This is a genomic window from Shewanella carassii, from assembly GCF_002777975.1.
GTDB lineage: Bacteria > Pseudomonadota > Gammaproteobacteria > Enterobacterales > Shewanellaceae > Shewanella > Shewanella carassii.
In genome coordinates, this window is record NZ_NGVS01000003.1 from 12249 (window position 1) to 31640 (window position 19392).

Genomic DNA, 19392 nt, shown 5'->3' on the forward strand with positions numbered 1-19392 from the left:
ATCCTGCTGCCCAGATGTTGAGTAAAATGAGACTGTTTTTATCCCTGATGCTTGCTAGCCTGTTGCTGCTTGGTTGTGGTCAAAAAGGCGCGCTATACAAGAGCCCGGATCTGCCGGACAACCAATCCCAGGCGGAACAAACCGAGCAACCCCAGCAATCGACAGAGGAAAACTAATTGGATCATTTTCAGTATCAAGCTCAGGCTCTGTATGCCGAAGACTGCGCCGTAGCCGATTTGGCGGCTCAATATGGTACGCCTTTGTATGTCTATTCGCGGGCGACACTGGAGCGCCATTGGCATGCCTTTGATAGGGCCGTGGCCACTCATCCGCACCTTATCTGCTATGCGGTCAAGGCAAACTCCAATCTGGCGGTGCTCAATGTGTTGGCGCGTCTTGGAAGTGGCTTTGATATTGTCTCAGGCGGAGAACTGACCCGGGTAATCACCGCAGGTGGCGATCCGGCCAAGGTGGTGTTTTCCGGTGTCGGCAAGACAGCGGCGGAAATGAAACTGGCTTTGGAGCTGGGCATATATTGCTTCAATGTCGAGTCTCGCGCCGAGCTTGAACTGCTCAACGAAGTGGCAGGCTCTTTGGGTAAACAGGCGCCGGTTTCGTTGCGGATCAACCCGGATGTGGATGCCGGTACTCACCCCTATATCTCCACCGGCCTGAAAGAAAACAAGTTCGGCATCGCCATGGATGAAGCCGAGGAAGCCTTCCTGCAGGTGCAATCCTTGCCGCACCTGGTCATCAAGGGCGCCGACTGCCATATCGGCTCACAGCTTACTGAACTCAGGCCGTTTCTCGATGCCATGGACAGAATGCTGGCATTGATCGATAGGCTGGCAGAAAAAGGCATAGTGATTGAGCATCTGGACGTGGGCGGCGGTCTGGGAGTTACCTATGGTGAAGAAACCCCGCCACAACCGGACAAGTATGCCGCCGCATTGCTCGAGCGTCTGGGTGAACGACCACTGAAGCTAATTTTCGAACCGGGCAGGGCCATTGCCGCCAATGCCGGGATCTTTGTCACCCAGGTATTGTTCCAGAAAGAGAATGCCGGCAAGCATTTTTCGATAGTGGACGGTGCCATGAATGACCTTATCCGCCCGTCACTCTACAGCGCCTGGCAGCAGATTATCCCGGTGCAGCCAAGAGAGGGTGAAAGCCGGGAATACGACATAGTCGGCCCAGTGTGTGAAACCGGGGATTTTCTGGGTAAATCACGCGCCTTGGTATTGCAAGCTAAAGACCTGCTGGCGGTGCGTTCCAGCGGTGCTTATGGCTTTGTGATGTCCTCCAACTACAACACCCGTCCGCGAGCGGCCGAAGTCATGGTCGATGGCAGTGAACATTATCTGGTGCGTGAACGGGAAAAGCTGGAACAACTGTGGCAAGGTGAGCACTTGCTGCCGTAAACTAGTGTGAGTACTTTCCCGCTGTAGGCGTTGGAACCTAGGAGTAATCTTGATCCACTTCACTAAGATGCATGGTCTGGGCAACGACTTTATGGTCGTCGATGGCGTGACTCAGAATGTGTACTTTTCGCCGGAGCAGATCCGGCGCCTGGCCGACCGCAACTTCGGTATCGGTTTCGATCAACTGCTGCTGGTCGAGCCGCCCTATGATCCGGATCTGGACTTTCATTATCGTATCTTCAATGCCGATGGCAGCGAGGTCGAACAGTGCGGCAACGGCGCCCGCTGCTTTGCCCGCTTTGTTCGCAACAAGGGCCTGACCCAGAAATACAAGATCAAGGTCAGCACTTCATCCGGCAAGATGACCCTGCGCCTGGAGCGCGATGGCAATGTCACCGTCAATATGGGCGTACCTATCTTGGATCCGGCGCGGATCCCCTTTAAAGCCAAAAAGGCCGAAAAGACCTACCTGTTGCCTACCGAAGGGCAAACCTTCCTCTGCGGTGCCGTCTCCATGGGTAATCCCCACTGCGTGCTGGAAGTCGAGGATGTGGCTGCCACGGATGTCGATGTTATCGGCGCGCAGCTGACCAATCACGAACGCTTCCCCAAAGGGGTCAATGTCGGCTTTATGCAGGTGCTCAACAAGGGTCATATCAAGCTCAGGGTTTATGAGCGCGGCGCCGCCGAAACCCTGGCCTGTGGCAGTGGTGCCTGTGCGGCTGCTGTGGTGGGCCAACTGCAGGGTAAGCTGGGCAATACAGTGCGGGTCGACCTGCCCGGCGGCACCCTGACAATCAAATGGGACGGTGAGGGCAAGCCGCTGTGGATGACAGGCCCGGCCGAACAGGTATACGACGGACAGATACAGATATGACAGACGCCAAAGCTAAGCTCAATCCACCTTTCGATGAGCAGATCATCCGTGAATATCTGTTGGATAACCCGGAGTTTTTCTGCCGTCACCCCGAGCTGCTGTTGGCTATGCGTCTGCCCCACGGCGAGCGTGGCACAGTTTCTCTGGTGGAGCGGCGGCAGGAGCTGCTGCGCAGCCGGGTACAGCAGCTGGAAGAGGAGATCACCGCGCTGCTTGGCATGGCCAGCCGCAATGAGAAAATCTTCCGCTTTAACACCCAGCTTTCATTGAAGCTGCTCGATTGCGAAGATATGGGCGAGCTTAGGCAGGTGTTGTGCGCCGAGCTTAAAGAAGCCTTTAACTTCAGCCATGTACGCCTGATTACCGTGCATGATATCGACTCAGAACTCTCGGCCATCTGGCGTAAGCGCCTGCAGCACGGCTATTACTTTGGTCGCTTGACCAAGGAGGAGTCCAAGCGTTTGTTCGGCTCTGAAGTCGGCTCAGTGTCACTGGCACGGCTGTCGGAACAAAATGGCCAGGTGATCTTTGCTATCGCCAGTGCCGATGTGACCCACTTCCATCCGGAGATGGACAATATGCTGCTGGATCAGTTGCGGCAGCTGTTGGACCATCTGCTGCCCAAGCTCTGATGGCCGTTAAACAGGATTCTCCCTGGCTTGGCCGCTTCGAGCGCCATCTCAGTGCCGAGCGGCAACTGTCTCCTTACACAGCCCGCAACTATCTGCGCGAACTGCAACGGGTTGCCGGGCTGTTGCCGCAGGATATTGATTGGGATCAGGTAACCGATCCCCAGTTGAGTGCTGTGTTGGCCAAGTTACACCGTCAGGGGCTCAGCCCCCGCTCTTTGTCCCTGTGCCTGTCGGCGGTCAAGCAGTTCTACGAATTTCTGCTGCTCGAAGAGCTGGTCAAGAGTAATCCCGCCCGGCAACTGAGCGCCCCGAAACAGAATAAGCCGCTGCCCAAGAATCTCGATGCCGATAGCATCAGTCATCTGCTGGATATTGAGGTGACAGATCCCCTCAGTGCCCGTGACAAGGCGATGATGGAGCTGTGTTACTCCTCAGGGCTGCGTCTGGCCGAGTTGGCCTCGCTGGATGTACCGCAACTGGATTTCGCCCAGCAGCAAATTAAGGTGATGGGTAAAGGTGGCAAGGAACGGCTGCTGCCGGTGGGCTCGGTCGCCATTGCCGCATTGCAACAATGGCTGGATTACCGCCGGGATATTCCCTGTGAAGATCAGGCGCTGTTCGTGACCGCCAAGGGCAAGCGCTTGGCGCATCGCAGTATTCAGGCGCGCATGGCGCGCTGGGGGCAGGAGCAGGTGTTATCCGCCAGGGTGCATCCTCACAAACTCAGGCATTCCTTCGCGACCCATATGCTGGAGTCCAGCGGCGACTTGCGGGCGGTGCAGGAGCTACTGGGACACGCCAATCTGGCGACCACCCAAATATATACCAGTCTGGACTTTCAACATCTGGCCAAGGTGTATGACGGCGCTCACCCCAGAGCCAAAAAGGACAAGTGATGCAGGTGTTTCTTCGCCCCGGCGCTATCAAAGCCATCAGTTTTGATCTCGACGATACCCTCTATGATAATCGGCCCATTATCGCCGCCGCCGAAGGCGCATTGCTCGAGTGGCTGGCCAAAGAATACCCCCGGAGCGGCAATTGGCAGGCCGCAGACTGGCGGACATTGAAGCGCCAGCTGTTGCGGCAGCAAGCCGAGCTGACCCATGACACCAGTGCCGCGCGATTGGCGCTATTGCAAACCGGGCTGGAGATGCTGGGATATGAGAAAAACGAGGCAAAACTGGGCGCGAAAGCGGGTCTGGCCTTGTTCCTTGAGCGGCGCAGCGACTTTAGGGTGTCACAGGAAGTGCTCGCCTTACTTGCGCAATTGGCTGAGCGTTTTCGCCTGGTTGGGATCACCAATGGCAATGTGGATGCCGGCAGAATTGGTCTGGGAGAGATGTTGGAATTTGTGCTGCATCCGGGCAATGGCATCAGACGCAAACCTTGGGGAGATATGTTCCTGTTGGCCGCCGAGCGCCTGGCTTTACCCTCTGAGACGCTGCTGCATGTCGGCGACCACCCGCTGACTGATGTCGCAGGTGCCCGTAAGGCCGGTTGTCAGGCTGCTTGGCTCAATCCGGCATTTGCCGGTGACAACTGCAAAGCGGCCAATACCCTGCTGCCTCACATTCGGCTCCATTCTCTGAGTGAATTGGCACTTCTATTGTGATTTTGTTGCGTTTTTGTGTTTTCTGAGTAGATTGGCTGCGCCCGGCCGGGCTGTAACTACCTCTATGGATAAGAAGAAAATGACAAAACGACTCGCCATACTACTGCTTACATCTTTTTTGGGACTCAGTGCTTGCTCCATCAAACAACAGGTCGACCCCGTGGCACTGCATCAAGATGTAGGCCTCTGTATTCTGGAAAACCCGCAGGTGAGGGAAGGTTTCTTGCAGGAAGTAGAGAAGGTGTTGCGTGAAAAACAGATACGCTATCGACTGGTTCAAGAGTTAAACGCCGCCGATCAATGTGATTGGACTGCAACCTACAGCGCGAATTGGGCATGGGACTTGGCGCTTTATATGGTTTACGCCGAGATTAAGGTGTATCACCAGGGTAGACTCGATGGTCAGGCTATCTATGATGCCCGGATGGGCGGAGCCAATATGAACAAGTTCATTGATGCCGAACCTAAGATCCGTGAACTGATCAATCAATTGATCCAACAGAAACAGGCGCGGGTTTCCTGGGCACAGCCACTGACTCTGGCTCCCTGAAACAATTTCTCACCATTAAAGCGCGTATCAAAGCGCGCTTTTTAGTTTCTTATCATTTTTTTAACATTGACTTGATGTTAGTGTATAGCTTCTTGCCGTTGTGCTCTGAGGTTTAACCTATGCCATCCCGAATAATCATGCTGCTATTGCTGCTGTTGAGTCTGCCGATCTCTGCTCACGAGCTGCATGCGGATGGGAGTTTCTGGGATGGTTTCAATCACCCCGTGTTGGGGTTTGATCATCTGTTGGCCATGCTCAGTGTCGGTATTCTCAGTACCCAGTTGGGGCACCGCGCCATCTGGTCTGTACCGCTGGCCTTTCTGTTTTTTATGGGGTTGGGCGCCATCACTGGCATGCTTGCTACACCTATACCCTTCGTTGAACCCGGCATAGCCCTGTCGGTGCTGCTCTTGGGGCTGGCCATAGTGCTCAATCGCGAGATGCCTATCTCTTTTGCTATGGCCTTTGTCGGTGTCTTTGCGCTATTTCATGGTTATGCCCACGGCGTCGAAATGCCCGAGTTGGCCAGGCCGGGTATTTACGCCATGGGCTTTTTGTTGGGAACGGCGGCCATTCATGTGGCCGGGGTGATCATCGGTAGTTTGATAAACCCGGATGGCAAGCGTAAACGTGCGGTGCAACTCATGGGCTCGGCTATCGCTCTGGTGGGAAGTTATTTGATGCTGGATTTGTGGCTGGCTTGAGCACTGTGTCTCTGCTTACGTCTTAACATGCGTTTCACCTGCGCCGGGCTGGCGCGCATATCGGCATCTCCGACCCTGATATAGGTGCCGCCAATCGCTTCTGTTCCTAGATAGATGGGCTGCTGGCTATAGTCGGCCTGAGGTACTCGAAAGCGGATCAACTGCTTACCGGCCAGTTCTATTAGCTGAATGTCGGCCGGGCCAAGAATATTGGCGCTGATCTTTTGCGAATTATTGAGGATCTTCCAGGCTTCATCGATAAGGGGCCTGGGCTCGGCTATCCCTTCGATAAAAAACTCGCCCTTTTCCTCCCTGACACCGAGAATGATCTCGCCACCATTGGTATTGGCAAAGGCGCTGTAGCTTTCCCACAGTGCCTGTGGCAGTGCGCCCTTGCCATGGCGTCCGGCGGCGAGCTTGAACTCCACTGCGGCGGACTCACGCAGATTTTCAATATCGTCCAGAATGAAACCTGTAACCGGCATGACTGACTCCTTGTTTACTGCTGTTACTGCAGTTGTAGCAAGTCAGCCGGGATTTGAACAGCCCTCAATTCACCAGTGCCAGAGCCTTGGGAAATAAGAGGTTATTTTCCAGGTGGATGTGACGGTGCAGATCGGCTTCAAACTCGGCCAAGGTGGCATAACATACCCGCCAGGTAGTACAGGCATGTTCAGGAGCCTGGTAGTGATTGGTCAACTGCTGCAGCTTGGCCAGAATTTGTCCCGCCTCATCATGCTCATATTCCATTGCCCGGATAGGATTGCCTATATGGCCGAAACAGGCGTTGAACTCTTGCCCCTGACTCAGGGCGCGAATGGCCGGAAACAGTATCTGTTCCTCTTTTTGCAGGTGGGGTAAGAGGTCGTCCATCAGGGCGCGGATCCAACCGGCCAAGGGCTTGATCTCTTCATAATGCTCACCGTGGGCTCGTACCATCTTCTGGGCATATTCCAGCAGCAGCGGTGCGGTATCGCGTATGTACTTGTGGTGGGTCGCTTCGATATGCTCGATAAGCTCACCAAGTGGCAATTTGGCCAAGGCATCGTCCGGTGTGCCCTCTGCGGCCAGTTGGCTCAAGGCGTGCAACACCTCGGTAGGCTCGGCGCCGGCTCGCTCGCAGGCCGATGCCAATGAACGGCCACCGCCACAGCAAAAGTCGATACCAAAACGGCTGAAAACATGGGCGTTACGGAAGTCTTCGGCGACCAGTTCGCCGACTCTGCGTTCGAGGAGGATTTGCGCTGACATAGGATGCTCTCTGTATTACCAATTTACATGCATAATAAAAGCATCTTTAAGTACATCCAAGCTTAGGCCAATAAAACTTGACTGTTTTGCTTGGTTAATCACATTTTGCAGCAAATCGGCTAGAGCCTCAGGGGCTGTCCGTGAGGTAGTTTATCTGATTCAGCCACTGAGCCGCCGTCGTCTGGTATTCTCCCTGGTCGATCGCTTTAAGCAAGGTTTTGGCTTGTTGTAACTGCCCGGCTTCGTAGTGGCTCAGGGCTAGCAACAGCTGCCAGTAGCGGTTATCTGCATCTTGCTGCCGTAGCTGTGACAACAGCTGTTGTGCCAGCGGCCATTGCCCTAGGCTGTAAGCCAATTGTGCCCGCAGCGGCAGAGATTTTTGTCCTTGGGTTTCGTTTGATTTCTGCAGCAGGCGCAGCGCCTTGTCTCTTTGGCGTGACAACAGATAAGCCTGAGATAACAGCGGCTTATAGCTGGAGTGTTGTGCCAGTGCCTCGCTGTGTTGCTCCAGTAGATCTGCCGCCCGGCCGGGGGCCTGATGCAGCATCAATAACTGTGCCAGCAGCGGAATGCTGCGTGTGGGTAACTGCCCTGCCTTGTAGGCCGAGCTGAGGACATTGAGTGATTCCCGCTCTTGCCCCTGTTGCTGCAGGTTATGGCCCAGGCGTTCCCAGTAGAGGGGGCGATCCGGATAGGCGGCGATCATCTGCCTCAGCAGTTGTTCTTCTTCCGCCAAACGCTGCTGCCGCTGATACAGAGACTGCAGAAAGTGTTGCCGGGTTTCGGTGACTTCCCAATCCAGTGCCAGACGCATCTGTTCAGTGGCCCTTGGCAGCTGCTGCAACTGAAATTCGGCGTAGGAGGCCAGCGAGTGCATGGTGGCAAATTCAGTGGCGCCGGGTTTGAGCTCTTGTTCTTGCTCTATGATTTTGCTCGCCAGTTGCAGCCATTGCTTGCTGTATTCCAGGCTTTGGCGGTATTCGCTTTGCTGGTAGTTCAGTTGGGCTCCCAGTTTATAGAGATCCCGCTGCTGCAATGGTGTGACGGGTAAAGTCAGCAACAGCCGGGTTTGCTGCGCGGCGCACTGGTAGTCCTTGAGACTGATACAGGCCTGCAGATGCAGGTAGGCCGCCATCTGCTGCTCGTTGTCGCTGCCTTCGGCATACTGACGTTGAAAGCTTTCAATCGCCTTGAGCGCCGCAGCCGGATCCCGATGCAATTGAAACTGCAGTTGTTGGTAACGTTGCAGTGCATTGCTCGCCAGCAGCGGCGCGCTGAACAGAATGCAGCAAAACAACAGGCTATTTTTCAAGTTCATATCTGATCACTATCCGTTGCCATTGAAGCTGCTTGGGCGCCGCGAAGCGCCACCTGAGCACGGCCCTGGAAGCCGAGCGGTAAAACACGCCGCTGGGGGTTTCATCCACCAACTTGATATCTTCCACCCGACCGTCCGGGTTGATCGCTAAATCCAGAGTCACCTGTCCTTCAATGCCCCGCTGTTTGGCTTGCAGCGGGTATTCGGGCGGCATTTGAAACACCACCTGCGCCATGGCGATACTGGCTTGCATGGTATTGCCGGGGGCGCTGCCGCTTGGGCTGAAATTCAGCGTTGGTGGTTGGATTTGATGAATATCATCCGGCGTTGGCCACAGGGGATCCGGCACTGGAATACCCGTGTTGGCATCCAGCGCGCTGAGATCCAGTGTCATGGGTGGAGGCGGTGGCGAGGATGTCAGCGGCGCCGAGCTGAGGCGAACCTCAGGCAAGGGCTCTTGCGGCTTACTATCTTGCCTTTCGGGAAAGTAGACTCCGCCCAATGTGACCCGTTTAGCCGGCGCAGCGCCCTGTCCCAGAGTCAGGGCATAGATCAGGCTGGCCAATGCCAGATTGATCAGTATGGCACTGGTGAAAACCAGTCCTGTTTGGCTAGCTGGGGTCTTGGGTTGCGACGGCCACATTATTGACTCCTGCGATGCGTACTTTGTCGACCACTTCGATGAGCTTGCCGCTGGTGACATGCTTATCTACTTCGATAATGGCCGAACTCTGCTCTGAACTTGCCAGCGTGTGTTTCAGTCTGGCGGGCAGTTCAACCGCCTTGACGGCTTGCTGCTCCAGCCAGATCACATTGTGTTTGTCTATGCTGATTAAGATGGCGCGCTTATCTTGATTGTCTTGTACCTGAGCCGTGGGGCGTTCCAGCTCCAGCGACTGGGTCTTCTGAAATGACGCCGATAAAATAAAGAAGATCAACAGGATAAATACCACGTCTATCAAGGGGGTGAGATCGACATTGGCTTCTGTGCCTTGATCATCTGTGTGTTTGAATTGCATCAGTTACTCCGAAAGTATTCGGCGCAGCTCCGCCAGCAACCGCTGATTGCTCTGCTTGAGCTGATAGGCCAGATAGAGTCCGGACAGAGAGGTCACCAAGCCTGCCAATGTGGTCAGCAGTGCCGAGCTGATCCCGGATGACAGCTGTTTTTGGACATCGAGTTGCCCAAGCTCGGCAAAACTGCTGATCATCCCATCGACAGTGCCCAAGAGCCCCAGCAGCGGCAGTATCCTTATCAATGAATCTATCCAGTCGAGTCCGCGGTTCAAATTCAGGGCGGCGCGGCTGAGAAAGGCCTGTTGCAGCTGTGCCTTTTGCCATAAGTCATAGCGCGTAAGCCTGACGCTCAACTGATTTGCATCATCCAGCCAGCCGGGGCTCAGGCGGCGAATACGGCTAAAGCCCTTCAGCAGCAGATACCACATCAGACAAGAGAGCAGCAGTATCAGCCAAACGATGACGCCGGCTTGCAGCACAAAATCATAGAAGGCGCTCATTGACCGGGGTTACCTGTGTCGCCAAAGCGCTGTAATACCACCAGGGCAGCCGCTTCTTGCTCAAGCATCTGGGTCAGTTGCCGACTCTGGCTCTTGACCGCGCAGTGCAGTAACAGCAGCGGAATGGCTGTCATCAGTCCCAGCTGGGTGGTCAACAGTGCCTCGGCAATGCCACCCGAGAGCAGCTCTGTGTTGTTGCTGCCGAAACGGGTGATCACATCGAAGGTTTCAATCATGCCGCCAACCGTGCCCAGAAGCCCCAGTAGTGGTGGGATCCCCGCCAATACCGCCAGGGTGCCAGTGCCACGGGTCAGGCGGGGGACTTCGCTGAGTACGGCGGCGTTGAGCCGCGCTTCGAGTTGCTCCTCGGGGCAATCGGTTGCCGCCAACATCACCCGGCCGAGGGCATTGTCACTCTTGACTTGCTGGCTGGCCTGCTGTTGGGTCAGCCGCCGTTTTTCGCGGCGCAGTATCCACAGGCGGTTCAGGGCTATGCCTGAGGCTATCAGGGCTATCAGGCCGATAAAGACGCCGACTATTCCTGCCGGTTTGAGCTTGTCGAACCAGCCGTTAGCGTTTGCCGCCTGTTGCAGCAACTTGCCAAATGAGGGGTCGAGCCAGACACTCCCCTGAATGGGCGATAGCTTTGGCTGCTCAGCCAGCAGTTGCCAGCTTTGCTGCGCCGGCAAGTAGCGTACCCAGCCTTTATCGCTGAGGGCATTGAAAGGCCCATATTCGGTGACATTCAATAGCACTGGGGTGCCATCGGCATTGAGGCCTTCGCTGCTTTGCACTATGGGTTTGGCTGCCAATACGCTTTGTTCTGTCAATGCGCTCCAAAGCGCCTGCAGTCGCTGCAGGCCAAGTTGGTCAGTGGGTATCTCAGCAAGGCCGCTGCTGTCGTGGCGCCAGAGGCTGTGGGGTGCCACTGTGGTGAGCAGCAACTGCTCATGTTCCTGGATGGCGCGAAACACCCCGTCGAGACTGGCTTTCTCGGCGTTGAGCTGGGCCTGTTTGTCCTTAAGGCTTTGCTGCAGTGCCAGCAGTTGGTCTTCAAGTTCCAAGTTATTTGCCTGAGTCCGGGTGAGTTGCTGCTGCAGTTTCTTATGGTTACTGCGTACCTGCTCCAGGCTCTGACGACTCAGGTTCTCTTGTCGCTCGGCGGCCACTTGTTCCTGGCGACTGCCACTGCGAACCTGCTCCAGCACCTGTTGCAGACTCTCGGCCTGGCAGGGGAGGGATAATGAGAGCGACAACAGCGATAGCGCCCACAGTAATGCGGGACGCATCATGCTCTGGCGAGTGAGGGAAGACAATAAACTCATAATGCCTCCGTAATCAGAGGCAGTTGCAACAGTGCCGGTATGCCTTCTCCGGAGGCGACTCGGATGGCAGCGGCGACATTGCCAAGCTGCTCAGGCGCCAGCGCCTGCCAATTATCTCCCTGCCAGCGGCCACCGGCCTTGCCATCCAGGGTAAGGAAAAAGTACCCCAGGCGCCCGGTGCGCAGAAAATTCACCAGCCGACCGTCACCGAGTTTGCCCTGCCAGCTCTCCACGCTGTAGCCGTAGCTGAGCTCCACCTGATAGGCGTCCAACAGCCGGGTCAGTTTCTCGCCCTGGTTCAATTCGGCGCTTTGCAGCAGGAGTTGCAAGTTATCGAGACGCTGTTGCCGTTCCTGCTGCTGAAATGGCAGATCGGCCCGCACCAGTTGCGTGAGTGATAGCAGCATTTCGTCCATCATCGGGGCCAGTTGCATCCGGGTCTGGCGCAGCTGCCGACGCTGCTCGCCAAGCTCCTCCAGAGCAGAGTGCAGCTGCCCTATCTGCTGTTGCAACTGCTTTTGGTAATGGCTGGCCAGTTGGATTTCATGCTTGAGTTGGCGGTTTTCCTGGATCAACGATTGCTGCTCATCATCGAGTTTTTCTATGACTTGCTGAGCTTGTTGGCTGGCTTTTAATCCCTGACGGTCGGCCCTGTGGATCTCGTTGAGGTCACTCGGCGTGGCCGCCACCTGTAATACCCAGGCGGCCAAGACAGATACTGCTGTTTTAGTAAACATCTGAATGAAAATATTTTTTGTCTGGAATGCTGTGGTTTTACTCACATGATCACCAGAATGTTGACATGATTTGAGACATTATCAACAAATAGTAATGATAACAATTGTCATTTGTATTTGATCAAGTTATTTTGGCCAACCTCACACTTTAGTGGTGCGGGTTCAGCACCGGCATCGCTGTTTTTTTAACAATAAAGGGATTGAGGATGAAGAAACACGCGGCTGTAGTCTGTGGTCTGGCATTAGTGCCGGTAGCTCAGGCGCAACAGGTTGATGTGGCTGATCAACAGGAGATAATCGTCAGAGAGCAGGCCGACAATGGCCTGACCCAACATGAAACCCTGACCCGGGAAGATATCAAAAAACGCCCAACTGGTGACGGTAATCTGACCGACTTGCTCAGGTCCAATCCGGCGGTGCAGTTTTCCAACAGCGCCAACAGCAGTCTGAATCAGGGGGAGATCAAACCCGCCGACATTTCCATTCACGGCAGCAATGCCTATCAAAATGCCTTCCTGCTCGATGGCATGAGCATCAACAACGACCTGGATCCGGTCGATGGCAGCGTGGTCACCAATGCCCGTCTGTCCAGCGACGAGCAGGGCTTGTATGTCGACAGCCGCCTGATAGACAGCGTGACCCTTTATGATGCCAATATCCCGGTGGAATTCGGTGGCTTTACCGGCGGGGTAGTGGATGCAACAACCCGCAGTTGGCAAGGGGAAACTGCCGCCAGCGTCTATTTCCGCCAAACGGATGCCAGTTGGAACAAGGTGCATATAGATGACAAATTGCAGTTTGACTCGGCCAATAATGATCTGTCACAACCGGCCAGATTCCAGACGGATTACAGCAAGCGCAACTATGGCCTGAGCTTTGAAACCGGCATTACCAACGACTTGGGTTTTGTGGCTTCGGTTTCCCGGCGTGAGTCGAAAATCCCCATGATGAATGTACCTGCTACCGCCGTGGGACTGGATGCCAACGGTGAGTTGGTGGCGTTCAAGACAGGCGGCGGCCTCAAGCATCAGCGGCGCACCTCAGACAACCTGTTCAGCAAGTTTACCTGGTACGCGTCACCACGCACCACGGCGCATCTGTCGCTGGCCTATTCGGCCTATGAGGCGGACATGTTCTTCAACGGGGTGGCCAATTCAGACTACCGCGATGAACACAAGGGCTACAGTTCTACCCTGGAGATAGAGCATGGCTTTGACGCTTCGACACTGGAGTTGTCGCTCAACTATAACCGCATGACAGACAAGCGTGCCGGCGAGCAGACTTACTGGGTGCAATTGATGGACTGGCAGAGCAATCGCTCCTACTCCTCCGGAGGCCCGGGCGATCTGGACTCTACCCAGGAAACCAGTACCGCCAAGCTGAAGTGGAAATGGGATCCCCTCAAATGGGCCGGTATGAGCCACACCTTTACCCTGGGGGGCGAGGCCAGTTACACCGATGCCGAGTTCAACCGGGACAAGACTTACTACCGCAACAACTACGATGGCAGCCTGGAGATGATGGGTTGGTCACAACTGCGCCTCGATGCCTTTTTGGAAGGCAGATACAAGAGCACTCACAGCCAGTACGCCCTCTATGTTGAAGATGTGATCAACTGGGGCGATTTCAGCTTCAGGCCTGGTCTAAGGCTGGATCACGACGGCTTTGTCAATCGCAATAACCTGGCCCCTAGGTTCAGCAGCNTCAGGCCTGGTCTAAGGCTGGATCACGACGGCTTTGTCAATCGCAATAACCTGGCCCCTAGGTTCAGCAGCAGCTGGAACCTGTTTGGCGATGGCAACACCCTGCTGACCGCCGGGGCCAACCGTTACTATGGTCGCTCCATGTTGACTTACGCCCTCTACAGCGGCCAAAACGGTGGCCTGGTACATTGTTACTTTGACTGTAAGCCCAACTCTGCCGACAACGACTGGATGTCGACCCGGGATTATGAGGGAATGGAAGAGCTGCAAACGCCCTATAACGACGAGTTTACTGCCGGTGTTCAACAGATTTGGGGCAACAGCATCTGGAAGCTGAACTATGTGCACCGCAACGGCCGCGATGAAGTGCGCAGCCGTTATAAGTATCCCGGCACTGATGACTATGAACAACGCGCCATTCGAACCTTCGATAACAGCGGCAGCACCAGCCATGACAGCGTGATCTTCACCCTGATGAACCGGGAAACCCTTCAATTTTGGGGTGCCAATCACCAGGCCAAGTTCTCGGTCGCCTGGCAGGAAACCGAGAGCAACACCCCAAAAGATCAGGGTTACAGCTATTTCGAATCTGGTCTCAATGTGGATGCCGATAAGGTTTGGTATGACGGCAAGGTCATTGCCGCGGCCGATTTACCGGCCACCGACTTCAATGCGCCCTGGAAGATAGATCTGGAACTGACCCACGAGTTCGATGACTACGGCCTCACCTGGTATAACCTGCTGCATTGGACCTCCAGCCGTGAGCAGGCCAGCCGCGATCAGAACGGTTATTTCCGCGATCCCGAGACCGGCAAGGATCTGGTTAAGTACGCCAAAGTGGATTACGCCTCGACCTTCCGTTGGGATACCAAGTTGCAATGGCAGCCTGAGTTTGCCAAGGGCGCCTCTGTGTCGGTGGAGATCTACAACCTGCTCAACCGTAAAAATGCCAACGACTCCTTTGTTCACCAGGAACAGCTCTATTTCAACTATGAACCGGGGCGTCAGTTCTGGTTGCAGTTGAACTACGAATACTAAGCAGACCCTTTGGCGGGCGGCCCAGCGGCCGCCCGTTGCTATTGATGGATTTTCCAATATGAAACATCTGGCCATGTTCTGGCATTTGATAAAACCTTTTTGGTGTAATCGGCAACGGCTACCGGCTTTGGCATTGCTGCTGGTGGTGTTGACCTTAAGCCTCTCCTCGGTCTGGTTCAGCGTGCAGCTCAACCAGTGGAACGGCGACTTCTTCAACGCGCTGCAGCAGTTGGATGGCAGCCTGATTTACCCCCTGTTGCAGCAGTTTATGCTGATCATAGTCGCCTTGGTGCTGGTGTTGGTGTACGCCGACTACCTGAAGAAAAAACTCATCATTCAGTGGCGTGAATGGATGACCCGGGATCTCTGTAGCCGTTGGCTGTCGCCGGACAGTCGCCATTACCGAATCCAGCTTGGGCAGCAGGAGCCTGATAACCCGGATCAACGCATCGCCGAGGATGTTTATCTGCTGGTGGACACTTCACTGGATCTGCTGTTGTCCTTCCTGCGCTCTGTACTCACCATAGGTTCTTTTGTGGTGATCCTCTGGACGCTGTCCGGCGAGATCAGCATTCCCTTGGGCGATGCCGAGCTGACCATACCTGGCTACATGGTGTGGGTCTGCCTGCTCTACACCCTGATAGGCACCCTGATCACCCACAAGGTGGGTAGGCCATTGCACCGGCTTAACTTTCAGCAGCAAAAGCGCGAGGCGGATTTCCGTATCGCTCTGGTGCAGCGTCGTAACCATAGTGAGGCCATTGCCGGTCAGCGAGGTGAGGACTGCGAGCAGCAGGCATTGGCGCAAAGCTTCTCCCGGGTAGCCGGTAACTGGTACGCCTTGATGTCCAAGGAGCGTAATCTGGCCTTCTTCACAACAGGGTACAGCCAGGTCACCATGCTGGCGCCGATATTCTTTGCTCTGCCCAAGTTTCTTGCCGGGGCAATTCAGCTCGGCGGTTTGATGCAGATAAAGATGGCTTTCACCCAGGTGGCCAGTGCCCTCAGTTGGTTTATCTACGCCTATAAAGACCTGGCGCGCTGGAGCGCCACAATCGAGCGTCTGAGTCATTTTGAAGCCAGTCTGTTTGCCGATACGCCGCGGCCCGAGGCGGCAGTCGCCGCCAAGCCCTCAGCTGCAACCGATAGTGTCCCAGAGAAAAGTGTTAATGTGCTCGATTCACAGGCCGTGCCGCTGTTGCAGGCCAGTCTGGATCTCTTGTTGCCGGATGGTCGGCCGCTGCTGCAAAGACTGCGCCTTTCACTCTCACCGGGAAAGCTGCTGGTACTGCACGGCCGCTCCGGTATCGGGAAAACCAGTTTACTACGAACCCTGGCTGGCTTCTGGGATGGCTATTGCGGGGAACTGGCAACTCGGGTCAGTCCTTGCTGGATATCCCAGCGCCTTTATCTGCCGGAGGGTTCACTCAAGTCGCTCATCTGTTATCCGGCTGCCACTCAGAAGTTTAGCGACGAACGTTGCCGCCAGGTGTTGCAGCAGGTGGGGCTAGGGGAGCTGCAGGACACGCTCGAACAAACTGATAACTGGCTGCAGCGGTTATCGGGCGGTGAGCAGCAAAGAGTGATGTTTGCCCGGTTGCTACTCAACGCCCCTGAGCTGATCCTGCTGGATGAAACCACCTCGGCGCTGGACATAGCCGCCGCCACTTCGCTGCTGCAGCTATTGCGCGCCGAGTTGCCCAAGGCCGGCATAGTGTTGGTTAGCCATCAATTGCCACTGCATCAGTTGGCCGATGAGATTATCTCTCTGGAACGAGACAATCATTGCTTGTTGCCGCCAGCTACCATTACCCACTTAAGGGAGGTCTGAAATGAAACCCTTGATAGTCTGTTTGCTGGCCGGTTTGCTGCTGGCTTGCCAAAGCACTACTGAGCCGAAACCAGAGTCGCTGCAACAATCACAGCAGCCGCTTGCCGAGGGCAGTTTGCCACTGAGGCCAGAGCTGCAAACTTATACCTTGGAAAATGGTTTGCAGGTGATGCTGCTGCCCAGGAAAGATCCGCGGCAAAATGTGGAACTCAGGCTGCTGGTCAAGGCCGGCTCGCTGCAGGAAACCGACGCCCAGCAGGGCTTGGCCCATTTCGTTGAACATATGGCGTTCAAGGGCACAGAGGCGTTTGCGGATCAGCAAAGCTTTAAACAGTTGGAGCAGCAGGGGATCAGCCTTGGCAGTCATGTCAATGCGGTAACCAGCTTTGCTTCCACCGTCTATAAGTTGTCTTTACCCGCCGCCGATGAGCAACAAGTGGCGTTGGGACTGAAAATCTTATCCCAGTGGGGGCATAAGCTGACGTTCGATCCCCAAGCGTTTGAGCGCGAGCGGGAAGTGATTATCGAAGAGTGGCGTCTGCGTCAGGGGCTAGGGCAGAGGATCAACAGCGCCCTGGAGCAACTGCGTTATCAAGGCAGCGAACTGGCCGAGCGTAATCCCATAGGTCTACCCGAGGTGATCCGCACTGCGCCTGTGACCCTGGCCAAGCAGTATTATCAGGACTGGTATCAACCGCAAAATATGGTGCTGATGATGGCCGGTGAATTCGATGTCGAAGACGCTCGGCAGCATATCGAGCACTTCTTCGGGCCTATGGCGAAGGGCGACAGCAAAGTCACCGCCGACTGGGGTCGTTTCGATGCCTCTGCTGCCGAGGTGCAACTGCAAACTGTGTTGGATCCCGAGCAATCGCAGCGTTTCATCCAACTCATGCTGCAACAGCCCTTGCCCGCGCCGCTCAATAGTGTCAACGGCCAATGGCGGGATCTGCTCGACAGGCTCTGGCTGGCGGTACTGAACCGTCGTCTCGGCCTGATGGTGGATGAACAGCTGTTTGCCAAGGCGCAGCTCGGCGATCAGAGCGCGGTACTATCGCCCTCGCGAATTCAGCATCTGGCGATTCTGCACCCGCTCGATGCCGACTATGGCGCAGCGTTGCAGCGCTTTGCCACCGAGCTTAAACGTTTGGCGAGCCAAGGGGTGAGCCAAGCCGAGCTGGATGCGGTTAAGGGGCCCTTGTTGGCGCGCTTGCAACAGCAGGCGCTGAGCGAGTCGCGCTATGAAAGCGGTTATCTGCTTGAGCAACTGACCAATGCAGTCAGCTTTCAAATGCCTATGCTGAACAAGCAGCAAGAGTGGCAGATGACCCAGACCTTCCTCGCCGAGGTCACACCCGAGCATCTGCAGGCGGCGGTACAGTCTTTGCTGCAACAGGCCGAGGTCAAAATTGCCCTCATAGGGCCGGACACAGACGCCGAAAAGCTCAATAAAAATAGTCTGCTGACCGCCTGGCAGCAAGGGCTGGCGAGCACGCCTGGCGCCTTTGCGCTCAAACCCAGGCAACTGACACTGGACTTAACGCCGCCGGCGATGAATAAGGTTGTGGATAGAGCATCACTGCCGGCGCTTGGCGCCTTGCCCAAGGTGCGCAGCGAGCGCTGGCAACTGGCCAATGGCCTGACCTTGCTGCTGCACAGCGATCCTATGCTGACCGATAATATTCAGCTGGATCTGCGCCTTCCCGGGGGCCGCTCTCTGGAGAACCACAACACCAAGGGCTATGTCAGCCAGGCGCTTTACCTGCCATCCTCCTGCGGTATCGGCGAATATTCGGGCCGGGATCTGCTGGCTTTGCAGAAGCAATACGGCATCAGCATCACCCCCTATGCCGAGCTGCTGCATCATGGCCTGCGTGGTCAGGCATCCGCCGATACCCTGGCGCCGCTGCTCAAGCTATTTGCCCTGCGTTTGACTCAGCCCAAGTATTGCCAAGAGGCTTTGAGCAGGCAGCAGCAGGCCATTCAGCAACAGCGGAATCATATGCCCGCCGAGCGGCGCTTTATGGACGCCATCACACAAGCCGCCTTTGAGAACGGAGAGCTGCTCTTGATGCAGGGCAGTGAACCTGCATCAGAGCTGGCAAGGCTTGAGCAATTAGATAGGCAACTGTTGGGTGACCCGGGCGCCATGGTGCTGAGCATCAGCGGCAATCTGCCGCTCAAGCAATTGGGCGAGCAGGCCAACCTCTGGCTCGGTCATCTTGCCAAACAGGAGGGCAAAACGGCGCAGAGCTGGACTGATCGCAACATTCGCCCCAAGGCCGAGTCCATGGAGCGCCGTTACCCCTGGAGCAGCAGCCCGAAAACCATGGTACAGATCCAATACAGCCAGGATGCGAAGTGGAGTGCGGCAAACAGCATGGCGATGCAACTGATAGAGCAGGTGCTGAACCAAAGGCTGCGGCAGAAACTGCGCACCGAGGCTTCCGGTGTTTATGTGATCCAGATGTCGCAGCTATTGGCGCGTGACCCGGCGGCTTATTATCTGGGACGGCTCAATTTCACCGCGGCGCCTGAGCGGGCCGAGGCGCTGGCCGCAGACGCCGATACTGTAGTGCAGCATCTGGTGCGCGAAGGCATGAGTGTGGCCGAGTTCAAACAGGCCAAGCAAACCCTGGCCGTGTTGCAGCGTCAACAGCGCCAAAGCGCCGCCTTTTGGAGCGCCGCGCTGGCACAGACCATGGCCGATGAAGGGCGACTTCAGGAGCTGGCCGAGACTGATAACACGCTGAATGATCTGACATTGGAGCAGACCAATCAACTGCTGCAACAACTCATTGGACAGCATAAGAAGGTCTTTATGTTGGAGCCGGCAGCAACACAAGCGTAGCGAGAGAGAGCTTATCGATTGGTTC

19 protein-coding genes are annotated in these 19392 nt (G+C 55.7%); 11 read left to right on the top strand and 8 right to left on the bottom strand.

Going from position 1 to position 19392, the window contains the following annotated elements; all coding sequences use genetic code 11:
- Window positions 1–26: 26 nt before the first annotated feature.
- The 8 genes from lptM to CBE72_RS00295 all read left to right on the top strand — a co-directional run bounded on the left by lptM (window position 27) and on the right by CBE72_RS00295 (window position 5796).
- On the top strand, window positions 27–176 hold the full coding sequence (lptM, locus tag CBE72_RS20205; protein ID WP_162887842.1) for an LPS translocon maturation chaperone LptM: 150 nt from the start codon (window positions 27–29) through the stop codon (window positions 174–176).
- Complete coding sequence (lysA, locus tag CBE72_RS00265) at window positions 177–1421, top strand: diaminopimelate decarboxylase (protein WP_100141807.1); 1245 nt, start codon at window positions 177–179, stop codon at window positions 1419–1421.
- A gap of 49 nt (window positions 1422–1470) precedes the next feature.
- A complete protein-coding gene (dapF, locus tag CBE72_RS00270) occupies window positions 1471–2298 on the top strand; it encodes a diaminopimelate epimerase (RefSeq protein ID WP_039034028.1) in 828 nt (275 codons plus the stop codon).
- The gene (locus CBE72_RS00275; protein ID WP_025011355.1) at window positions 2295–2930 is read left to right on the top strand and encodes a DUF484 family protein; all 636 of its coding nucleotides are present in this window, start codon (window positions 2295–2297) and stop codon (window positions 2928–2930) included. Before dapF ends, CBE72_RS00275 begins: the two co-directional genes overlap by 4 nt.
- The gene (gene xerC / locus CBE72_RS00280) at window positions 2930–3826 is read left to right on the top strand and encodes a tyrosine recombinase XerC (protein ID WP_100141808.1); all 897 of its coding nucleotides are present in this window, start codon (window positions 2930–2932) and stop codon (window positions 3824–3826) included. Before CBE72_RS00275 ends, xerC begins: the two co-directional genes overlap by 1 nt.
- Window positions 3826–4542 carry an HAD-IA family hydrolase gene (locus CBE72_RS00285; protein WP_100141809.1) on the top strand — a complete coding sequence of 239 codons (717 nt, stop codon included), beginning with the start codon at window positions 3826–3828 and terminating at the stop codon, window positions 4540–4542. The genes xerC and CBE72_RS00285 overlap by 1 nt, the downstream gene beginning before the upstream one ends.
- 79 nt (window positions 4543–4621) lie before the next feature.
- Complete coding sequence (locus tag CBE72_RS00290; protein WP_100141810.1) at window positions 4622–5092, top strand: Sbal_3080 family lipoprotein; 471 nt, start codon at window positions 4622–4624, stop codon at window positions 5090–5092.
- A 119-nt stretch (window positions 5093–5211) separates the two neighbouring features.
- Window positions 5212–5796 carry a HupE/UreJ family protein gene (locus tag CBE72_RS00295; RefSeq protein ID WP_100141811.1) on the top strand — a complete coding sequence of 195 codons (585 nt, stop codon included), beginning with the start codon at window positions 5212–5214 and terminating at the stop codon, window positions 5794–5796.
- On the opposite strand, the gene CBE72_RS00300 is transcribed toward CBE72_RS00295, so the two are convergent.
- From CBE72_RS00300 to CBE72_RS00335, 8 genes are all read right to left on the bottom strand, one after another.
- On the bottom strand, window positions 5766–6281 hold the full coding sequence (locus CBE72_RS00300) for an AlbA family DNA-binding domain-containing protein (protein WP_100141812.1): 516 nt from the start codon (window positions 6279–6281) through the stop codon (window positions 5766–5768). The genes CBE72_RS00295 and CBE72_RS00300 overlap by 31 nt on opposite strands.
- Window positions 6282–6345: 64 nt before the next feature.
- On the bottom strand, window positions 6346–7047 hold the full coding sequence (ric, locus tag CBE72_RS00305) for an iron-sulfur cluster repair di-iron protein (RefSeq protein ID WP_100141813.1): 702 nt from the start codon (window positions 7045–7047) through the stop codon (window positions 6346–6348).
- 127 nt (window positions 7048–7174) lie between these two features.
- A complete protein-coding gene (locus CBE72_RS00310) occupies window positions 7175–8365 on the bottom strand; it encodes a tetratricopeptide repeat protein (protein ID WP_100141814.1) in 1191 nt (396 codons plus the stop codon).
- Window positions 8349–9008: an energy transducer TonB gene (locus CBE72_RS00315; protein ID WP_157929011.1), complete on the bottom strand. Its 660-nt coding sequence runs from the start codon at window positions 9006–9008 to the stop codon at window positions 8349–8351. The genes CBE72_RS00310 and CBE72_RS00315 overlap by 17 nt, the downstream gene beginning before the upstream one ends.
- Window positions 8977–9384, bottom strand: a complete 408-nt coding sequence (locus tag CBE72_RS00320; RefSeq protein WP_025011347.1) for an ExbD/TolR family protein — start codon at window positions 9382–9384, stop codon at window positions 8977–8979. Before CBE72_RS00320 ends, CBE72_RS00315 begins: the two co-directional genes overlap by 32 nt.
- A 3-nt stretch (window positions 9385–9387) precedes the next feature.
- On the bottom strand, window positions 9388–9882 hold the full coding sequence (locus CBE72_RS00325) for a MotA/TolQ/ExbB proton channel family protein (protein WP_100141816.1): 495 nt from the start codon (window positions 9880–9882) through the stop codon (window positions 9388–9390).
- Complete coding sequence (locus CBE72_RS00330) at window positions 9879–11207, bottom strand: MotA/TolQ/ExbB proton channel family protein (RefSeq protein WP_100141817.1); 1329 nt, start codon at window positions 11205–11207, stop codon at window positions 9879–9881. The genes CBE72_RS00325 and CBE72_RS00330 overlap by 4 nt, the downstream gene beginning before the upstream one ends.
- A complete protein-coding gene (locus tag CBE72_RS00335) occupies window positions 11204–11944 on the bottom strand; it encodes a DUF3450 domain-containing protein (RefSeq protein WP_100141818.1) in 741 nt (246 codons plus the stop codon). The genes CBE72_RS00330 and CBE72_RS00335 overlap by 4 nt, the downstream gene beginning before the upstream one ends.
- A 206-nt stretch (window positions 11945–12150) precedes the next feature.
- Here CBE72_RS00335 and CBE72_RS00340 point away from each other — a divergent pair, with 206 nt between their 5' ends.
- The 3 genes from CBE72_RS00340 to CBE72_RS00350 are packed head-to-tail and all read left to right on the top strand — an operon-like array spanning window position 12151 to window position 19367.
- A complete protein-coding gene (locus tag CBE72_RS00340) occupies window positions 12151–14685 on the top strand; it encodes a TonB-dependent receptor plug domain-containing protein (RefSeq protein ID WP_100141819.1) in 2535 nt (844 codons plus the stop codon).
- Window positions 14686–14743: 58 nt separating this feature from the next.
- Window positions 14744–16516, top strand: a complete 1773-nt coding sequence (locus CBE72_RS00345; protein WP_100141820.1) for an ABC transporter ATP-binding protein/permease — start codon at window positions 14744–14746, stop codon at window positions 16514–16516.
- A 1-nt stretch (window position 16517) separates the two neighbouring features.
- Complete coding sequence (locus CBE72_RS00350; protein WP_100141821.1) at window positions 16518–19367, top strand: M16 family metallopeptidase; 2850 nt, start codon at window positions 16518–16520, stop codon at window positions 19365–19367.
- The last annotated feature ends 25 nt before the right edge of the window (window positions 19368–19392 follow it).